This window comes from Lawsonibacter sp., from assembly GCF_022777125.1.
In the GTDB taxonomy this organism is placed as follows: Bacteria; Bacillota; Clostridia; order Oscillospirales; family Oscillospiraceae; genus Lawsonibacter_A; species Lawsonibacter_A hominis.
This window is the reverse complement of the sequence record NZ_JALFGV010000112.1, coordinates 1-5,472: the sequence shown is the minus strand read 5'-3', so window position 1 is coordinate 5,472 and position 5,472 is coordinate 1. Positions and strand designations below refer to the sequence as shown.

The following is a 5,472-nucleotide window of genomic DNA, read 5'->3' as shown; positions in this document are numbered from 1 at the left end:
TTCTGAAGCTCGTACAACGACAATCCCTTTTGCCTCGGCATGACTCTTTTCCCCGCTTTCCCGTCATCATGCCTTCATTTTATCAGCTCAACTGTCCTATTTTCAGGTCTTGGCCCTGGCTGACTAAAAGGGATAACCATTTTGGAAATTATTAAACACTTTGGACGCTGAAACAGATTATATGATGTATGAACCAAATGAGAGAATCCAGACCACAAATGTTCAAGAATTAAAAAATGATATTGTAAATAATGTGATTTGCGGAAGTGATTTTTTACAAGTGGCAATGGAAAATCAAAAAATGGTTGGCTATATTCGGGCAGAACGGGGAAAGTTTAATCGGATTCTTCATACAGCATATATTGTAGTAGGCATTTTAAAAGATTATAGAGGTAAAGGAATCGGTACATCTTTTTTTGAAATGCTGAATTGTTGGGCAAAGAAAAATGGAATTAAGAGACTGGAACTTACTGTTGAATGTTGCAATGAAACAGCAAGATACTTGTATGAAAAAAGTGGTTTTAAGATTGAGGGAACAAGGGAGAAATCCATGTTCGTCAATGGCTCCTTTGTTGATGAATTTTATATGGCAAAAATTTTGTGAAAAAGAAACGCCGGACGCAGAGGTGAACCGCCCCAGATTGTGCTGTCCGCACAATCTGGGGCGGTTCATTGAGCCCCCGGCGTTTCCCGCCTGCAAAAAAAATAAAAAATTGGGGTTGACAAATTAGAATATTAGAATATAATAATATTAGAAAAAACAAATGTAGGTGATCAGGATGGACGATAGGACCGACCGGTACGCTGGGAACGCGGAGCTGCTCAAGGCGCTGGCTCACCCGCTGCGTCTGCGGCTGGTCCGGGGGCTGCTGGAGTGCGGGTGCCGCAACGTAGGCTGTATGGAGGCCAATACCGGCCAGTCTCAGTCCTGCATTTCCCAGCACCTGGCGCGGCTGAAGGCTGCCGGCGTGGTAAAGGCCGCCCGGGCGGGCAACGAGGTCTATTATGAGCTGGCAGACCCGCGGGCGGCGGCCGTGATCGCCGCCCTGTTTGAGGAGGATGAGGCATTGTGATCTATGACCTCGCAGTGGTAGGCGGCGGCCCTGCGGGCCTGTCCGCCGCCGTGCAGGCCCGGGTGCGGGGCAAGTCGGTGCTGATCGTCAGCGGCGACGTGCGGGACAACGCCCTGTACAAGGCCCAGCGGGTGGACAATTATCTGGGCCTGCCGGAGACCGGCGGAGGAGCGCTGCTGGAGCGCTTCCGGCGGCATGCGCAGGCGCTGGGCGCGCAGTGGAAAAGCGGGCGGGTGCTGAATATCCTGCCTTCCGGCGGTACATTCTACTTAGGAATCGGCAGCGACATGACCCAGGCGCGGGCGCTGGTGCTGGCCACCGGCGTGGTGCGCACCCGGAAGTACCCGGGTGAGGAGGCCCATCTGGGCCGGGGCGTCAGCTACTGCGCTACCTGTGACGGCATGCTCTACCGGGGCAGGGCGGTGGCGGTAGTCGGGAAGTCTGCCGACGCGCCGGAGGAGGCCAACTATCTCCAGAGCATCGGCTGCCGGGTCACCTATGTCTCGGACCGGGTGCCGGAGGGCCTGGAAGCGGCGATCCCCTTTGTCAAGGCTGCAAAGTTGGAGATTACGGGGGAGGCGGGGGTGGAAGCCCTGCGGGCCGACGGCAGGATGCTGCCCTGTGCGGGCGTGTTCATTCTGCGGCCCGCCATGGCGCTGGCCGACCTGCTGCCCGATCTGGCGCTGAAGGACGGCTATATCGCGGTGGACCGAAACATGGCGACCAATCTGCCCGGCGTATTTGCGGCCGGCGACTGCACCGGGCTGCCGCTTCAGGTGTCCAAAGCCGTGGGGGAGGGTCAGGTGGCCGGTCACCGGGCGGCGGAATATCTGGATCAGCTGTGATCCGCGTTTCAAAGCAGGGCGTGTGCGCTGCAGCCGGCGTATCTCTCGCCGGCTCCCGGCGGAATATCGGCCGGGAGCTGTTTTCACAAAAACGGGCGCACTGCGTGCGATCCGGAATTGATTTTATGAATAGAAAGGAAGATTTCAGTATGGCGACGATTCATCTGACGAAAGACGGTTTTGACAAAGCGATTTCCAGCGGAACGGCAATGGTGGATTTCTGGGCCTCCTGGTGCGGCCCCTGCAAGATGCTCTCCCCGGTCATCGAGGACCTGGCGGGCAGATACGAGGGGCGGGCCCTGGTGGGCAAGGTCAACGTAGACGACGAACCGGAGCTGGCCGCCCGCTTCGGCGTTATGAGCATCCCCACCGTCCTCTTTTTCAAGGACGGCAAGGAGATCGACCGCAAGGTGGGCGTAATGCCCGCCGACAGCTATACCGCGGTGCTGGACGCTAATCTGTAAGAAAGCAAAACTGGGCCCCCGGCGGGAAGATTCCCGCCGGGGGCCCAGTTTGTCCCAAAAGTCCTTTTGCCAGGCTGGGGCAAATTTTGAACTTTCCCAAACGTTCAAAATTTGGTTTGATTCAACACGAAAGACACCCCTCCAGGGTTTCTTTCACACGATCTTCCTTCCCGTTGTCCAACTCTGCTCCGGTTTTATGACAGTCTGAGCCGCCCGAAGGGCGGCGCTTGGGGAAGAGATGAGGCCGGAATTCCGGAAAGCCGGCAAAAGCGGCGGCGTTTCGGCGGCCGTGCTCAATGGAACCGCTCTGAGAGCATGGCGTTGCGCTCGGCGGGGGTGCAGTGATAGTCGCCGTCTCCGCTGCGGCGGTAACAGCCGCGGACCGGATCTCCTCCGATATAGACGGGCAGCTGGTCCCGGGGTGCGGGGGGCACCTGGATGACCACGATCGCCCTGCCGTCCAAGGAGAGGATACGGATATCCTCTTCCCGGAGCAAATTGGCGCTGACCACCCGGCGGTCGTCCAGCATGGTTTTGAATTCGTCTACCAGTTCCCGGGGGTCCAGCAGTCCCTGCACCCGCAAGCTGCGGTCGCATAACTCTTCGACCCCCAGCAGGATCACGCCGCCGTAGCTGTTGGCAAAGGCGGAGTACGTCTCCCAAATGCTTTTCGGAAGTCCGCCGGTAGCCAGCTTGGCTTCCAACTGGTTGTTTTCCCGGTAGCGGCTGATCTGAGTCAGGTCAAACAAGCGTGCGCCTCCTCTCCGCGCGGGCGGGATCCTTCAGGGCGACAGGAAGGCGGCGATCTTGGCCCCGTCCTGATAGCCGTAGCCGTACAGCCGCTCCATGGCAAATTCGCTGCGTTTGAGGGTGCTCATACCGTCGATGTCCGCCGGAGCCAGCAGCAGGGCCTTGCCCTGACGTTCCAGCTCCTTGACCTCGGCCACAGCCTGGTTGTATTTTTCGTGACGGTGTGTCAGCGCCTCCAGAGCCTTGGGGTAGGCGCGCAGGGAAAAGCGGGCGGCAGGGAGATGGCCCAGGGGCGGACGCACGAAGTCCCTGGGACGGGTCAGCAGTACCACCAGTTTGCTGCAGCCGTCCGCAAGGGCGCGCCGGTAAGGCACCGGGTCGGCCACGCCGCCGTCAAAATAGGGCACGCCGTCCACCCAATACGGTTTGCAGGCGATGGGCAGACAACAGGAGGCCTTCACAATGGCATAGTCGTCCCGCTTCACGTCGGTACGGGTAAAGTAGTGGGGCAGCCCGGTCCGGGCGTCGGTGGACACCACCACATATTGGCTGGGGGAGGCGGAGAAGGCGTCGTAGTCGACGGGGTCCTCGCCACGGGAGTCGCTGAGGGTGGAATAAATGTAGTCCATGTCCAGATAAGAGCCCTTTTTCAGCAGATTGGAAAGGCTCATATACTCCCGCCGGTCCGCGTAATCCACGTAAAAGCGCTTATTGCGTCCGCGCTGGAGCGCCAGGTAGGACATTAAATTGGCGCTGCCGGCGGATACGCCCAGGCAGTAGTCAAAGGTGATTTGATGGTCCAGAAGGTAGTCGTAAATGCCGGCCGTGTAAATGCCGCGCATTCCGCCGCCTACGTCGATGATTCCGAGCATGATGGAAAAGGCCTCCTGAAAGTGAATCGGATCTTATTTGCTATTGTACTCTCCTGAGTCCGAAAATGCAAACGCTTTCCGTATGCGGCGCCGGTAAAGCCGCCCTGGCCTTGTGTGGGAGGGGATTATGCCGACGGACAGCGGCACCGGGGGGAAGGAGTGTGAAAAGAGGACACGCCGATGGCGTTTCCCTGTTGAAACGAAAAGCCCACTGGCTTTGCCAGTGGGCTGAAAAGACCTGCGGCGGAAAGGGGAAACGCGGAGGGAACAGGGGGATCCGTGCCGTCTGCGCTCCGCCCGGCGATAAGAGCTTATTTAAAATATTGGGAAAACTGCTTTGCAATTCCCTGGGTCATCCGGTCGGCCATTACAAGCGCCTCCCGCTCAATGTGTTCCAATAGGGCGATACTGTCTTCGTATTTTTGCGTCAGGAGATCAACCGCTTCGGTTTTCGTCATTGCAAGGTGGTCATACAGCATCTTCTGCCATTCGATGGCCGACCAGTAAGGATTGATACTGCCCAGGAAGGCGGCGATCTGATCTGCATTTTGATACCACCGCGCTTCTGCGTCGGCGGCCGCGGCGTGGTTGCCCGCCTTTGCCGCCCTGACGAGTTCGGCGGCAAGGGCAAGATGGCTTGCGAACAGTTCGGCAAAGTCCCCGGCAATGCCGTCTCCATAAAACAGCTTTAGAATCGACTTGAAGTCGCTCGGGTTGCGGAAAAGCCGGGCGGTCGCGGCATTCGTATCCGGCAGGTCAAAGACCAGACCGAGTAGGACCATCCTCGTCCAGTAGACGTGCTGCGTCCACAGCAGCCGCATGTGATCGTGCAGCGCCTGCTCGTCCTTGCGGAAGAACGGTGAGGACGGCTGCATGGGTCCGCTGGGGATGCAGAGCGTTTGCCCAATGAGAAGATTATTGATGTTGAGCCCGGGATTTGCCGTGGTGATTGCCGAAACGGTCGTGCGAAAACGCTGTGCGATCGCCCATAAAGAATCTCCAGGGCGGACGGTATATGAATTTGACCCGGCTGGGCATAAGATCATAGATATCACTGCCTTTTGAAATCTGTTATCACCATATGATATGACGCCGCCTGCCAAAGGTTCCTTGTTAAACGACCCTGTGTTTCCGGCTGCGCGGTGGATTACAGGCGGCAATGAGACCTGATTCCGGCAAAATGGCGGGGCCGGAGAAGAAAACGCGTCGCTCTGATCGGCACCGTGAATTCAAGTGGGAATTGCGCCGGGGAAATTCATTTCGCACCGACCGTCTTATTACCGGAGGGCGGGGCGGCCAACGGGAGCGGAACCCAAAACAAAGGGACATCCGCAAGGATGTCCCTTTGAGCTTGTCGAAAAAGGCCTCTGGCCTTTTTCGACAGAGGGATGCATGACGGACAGGGCTCGATTCTTTCAGAAAAGTCGCCCTGTCCGTCATGAGAGGTGTCATTTCCGACGCACGTGTC

General features: G+C 57.7%; 7 protein-coding genes. 4 read left to right on the top strand and 3 right to left on the bottom strand.

Translation table 11 applies throughout. The features are described 5' to 3' along the window. The first annotated feature begins 160 nt into the window (after positions 1–160). The 4 genes from MR825_RS09665 to trxA all read left to right on the top strand — a co-directional run bounded on the left by MR825_RS09665 (position 161) and on the right by trxA (position 2,382). On the top strand, positions 161–604 hold the full coding sequence (locus MR825_RS09665) for a GNAT family N-acetyltransferase (protein ID WP_441328114.1): 444 nt from the start codon (positions 161–163) through the stop codon (positions 602–604). A gap of 175 nt (positions 605–779) precedes the next feature. Further along, positions 780–1,073: an ArsR/SmtB family transcription factor gene (locus tag MR825_RS09660; RefSeq protein ID WP_186907675.1), complete on the top strand. Its 294-nt coding sequence runs from the start codon at positions 780–782 to the stop codon at positions 1,071–1,073. Then, a complete protein-coding gene (locus tag MR825_RS09655) occupies positions 1,070–1,918 on the top strand; it encodes an NAD(P)/FAD-dependent oxidoreductase (protein WP_256176605.1) in 849 nt (282 codons plus the stop codon). Before MR825_RS09660 ends, MR825_RS09655 begins: the two co-directional genes overlap by 4 nt. A gap of 149 nt (positions 1,919–2,067) precedes the next feature. After that, positions 2,068–2,382, top strand: coding sequence for a thioredoxin (gene trxA, locus MR825_RS09650; RefSeq protein WP_186907676.1), 315 nt, complete (start codon positions 2,068–2,070; stop codon positions 2,380–2,382). Positions 2,383–2,675: 293 nt separating this feature from the next. On the opposite strand, the gene MR825_RS09645 is transcribed toward trxA, so the two are convergent. The 3 genes from MR825_RS09645 to MR825_RS09635 all read right to left on the bottom strand — a co-directional run bounded on the left by MR825_RS09645 (position 2,676) and on the right by MR825_RS09635 (position 5,050). Then, positions 2,676–3,131, bottom strand: coding sequence for an AlbA family DNA-binding domain-containing protein (locus tag MR825_RS09645; RefSeq protein ID WP_186907677.1), 456 nt, complete (start codon positions 3,129–3,131; stop codon positions 2,676–2,678). A gap of 33 nt (positions 3,132–3,164) precedes the next feature. Next, positions 3,165–4,004 (bottom strand): patatin-like phospholipase family protein, encoded by an 840-nt coding sequence (locus tag MR825_RS09640; protein WP_287880442.1) that lies wholly within the window; start codon positions 4,002–4,004, stop codon positions 3,165–3,167. 311 nt (positions 4,005–4,315) lie between these two features. Continuing rightward, the gene (locus tag MR825_RS09635; protein ID WP_287880441.1) at positions 4,316–5,050 is read right to left on the bottom strand and encodes a LysM peptidoglycan-binding domain-containing protein; all 735 of its coding nucleotides are present in this window, start codon (positions 5,048–5,050) and stop codon (positions 4,316–4,318) included. Between the last annotated feature and the right edge of the window lie 422 nt (positions 5,051–5,472).

Excerpts from the sequence above, each read along its gene's own strand:
- MR825_RS09660 (WP_186907675.1), top strand. The coding sequence starts at position 780 with ATGGACGATAGGACCGACCGGTACGCTGGGAACGCGGAGCTGCTCAAG.
- trxA (WP_186907676.1), top strand. The coding sequence starts at position 2,068 with ATGGCGACGATTCATCTGACGAAAGACGGTTTTGACAAAGCGATTTCC.
- MR825_RS09640 (WP_287880442.1), bottom strand. The coding sequence starts at position 4,004 with ATGCTCGGAATCATCGACGTAGGCGGCGGAATGCGCGGCATTTACACG.
- MR825_RS09635 (WP_287880441.1), bottom strand. The coding sequence starts at position 5,050 with ATGATCTTATGCCCAGCCGGGTCAAATTCATATACCGTCCGCCCTGGA.